Origin of the sequence: Phyllobacterium lublinensis (assembly GCF_020164435.1) — a bacterium.
Lineage (GTDB): Bacteria > Pseudomonadota > Alphaproteobacteria > Rhizobiales > Rhizobiaceae > Phyllobacterium > Phyllobacterium lublinensis.
This window is the reverse complement of the sequence record NZ_JAIUDQ010000037.1, coordinates 1-859: the sequence shown is the minus strand read 5'-3', so window position 1 is coordinate 859 and position 859 is coordinate 1. Positions and strand designations below refer to the sequence as shown.

Sequence of the window (859 nt, the reverse complement as noted above, 5' to 3'; positions counted from 1 at the left end):
GAGGTCCACGGCATCGCCGTCCGTGGCAGCGCCCACCGTCAGATCTGCCCCAGGGGCCGCCTGCTGCACCAGACCGGCCTTGCCGGTGTTGATGTCGCCGAGCTTCGTGTTGATGGTTGTGATGTCGCCTTCGTTGGTCGTCACCCGCTTGTCGATGTTGGTGATGGTGGTTGTGTTCTTCGTCACCTGCCCGTCCAGCGACGTCAAGGCATCGCCGACATTGTTAAAGGTCGTGTTCTGGATCGTGTAGGCAGGCCCAGTCCAATTGCCATTCACATCGATGCTTGCACCGCCGCCGAATACCGCTGCGGTGTTCCTGGATGCACCGAAGAGCTGCGAGCCATTGACCGCTTCGGTCGATGTCGCGGTGACCGCTCCATTGGCGACATTGCCGAGCGTGGTGCCGCCGGTTCCGCGCAGCAGCACGCTTGTGTAATCGACCTCGCCAGCATCGATGATCCCATTCCCGTTGGCATCGTCGGACGCATACTGGACGGAAATGTCATTGAGAGATGTGATCACATTGCTCTGCAAGGTGAATTGACCATTGACTAGGGCAAAAGCATTCGTGACATCGGAGGCGCCCTGCCCCTGGATCGTGAAGCTGGGCAGTCCCATGAGGCCGGTAGCGCGGCCGACCGTATCTCCACTGCCTATCGTTTTCGCAAGCGAGTCATAAAGGGTGTGGACGCGCTGGTCCACACTGTTGAGCTGAGAGCCATTCACGGCGTCGAAGGACGTTTCACTTAGCGTGCCTGCCGCGACGTTCAGGAGTTTGCGCGGCCCCGCAGTGCCGCCAAAATCAACGGCAGCGCCATCCGTGGCAGCGCCAACCGTCAGATTGGCCCCAGGCGCAGCC

The 859-nt window shown here is 60.8% G+C and carries 1 pseudogene; it reads right to left on the bottom strand.

From position 1 onward, the window contains the following. A pseudogene (locus K9U38_RS21895) lies at positions 1-859 on the bottom strand (hypothetical protein); the annotation flags it as partial.